The organism is Brevundimonas sp. UBA2416, assembly GCF_002343105.1.
Lineage (GTDB): Bacteria > Pseudomonadota > Alphaproteobacteria > Caulobacterales > Caulobacteraceae > Brevundimonas.
This window is the reverse complement of sequence record NZ_DDRM01000021.1, coordinates 1-631: the sequence shown is the minus strand read 5'-3', so window position 1 is coordinate 631 and position 631 is coordinate 1. Positions and strand designations below refer to the sequence as shown.

Annotated in this window: 1 protein-coding gene; it reads right to left on the bottom strand. The window is 67.8% G+C overall.

Annotated elements, in window-relative coordinates:
• On the bottom strand, nt 1-631 hold a 631-nt coding region (locus tag B3E43_RS08030), incomplete at both ends, for an EF-Tu/IF-2/RF-3 family GTPase (protein ID WP_292028269.1).

Sequence of the window (631 nt, the reverse complement as noted above, 5' to 3'; positions counted from 1 at the left end):
GCCGCAGCGGAAGCCGAAGCCGAGGGCGGCGCTGGATTCCATCTCATAGGTGAAGCTGGCGTCGTTGAGGCGCAGGCGGCCGATGGCGGCGCGCAGGTCCTCGAAATCGGCGGCGTCGACGGGGAAGAGGCCGCAGAAGACCACCGACTGGACCTGTTTGAAGCCCTTGAGCGGTTCGGCGGTCGGCTTCTTCTCGTCGGTGATGGTGTCGCCGACGGCCGCGTGGGCGACTTCCTTGATCTGGGCGGTGATGAAGCCGACCTCGCCGGGGCCCAACTCGTCGACGGGAGTGTTCTTGGGCAGAAAGACGCCGACGCGATCGATCAGATGGGTCGAGCCATTCTGCATCATCTTGACGCGCTGGCCGGTCTTCAGCGTGCCGTCGAAGACGCGGACCAGCACGACGACGCCGAGGTAGGGGTCGTACCAGGCGTCGACCAGCAGGGCCTTGAGCGGGGCGTTCGGATCGCCCTTGGGGGCCGGCAGGCGGGTGACGATGGCCTCCAGCACATCCTCGATGCCGATGCCGGACTTGGCGGAGCACAGGACGGCGTCGGAGGCGTCGAGGCCGATGACGTCCTCGATCTGCTGCCGCACCCGCTCGGGCTCGGCCGCCGGCAGGTCGATCTTG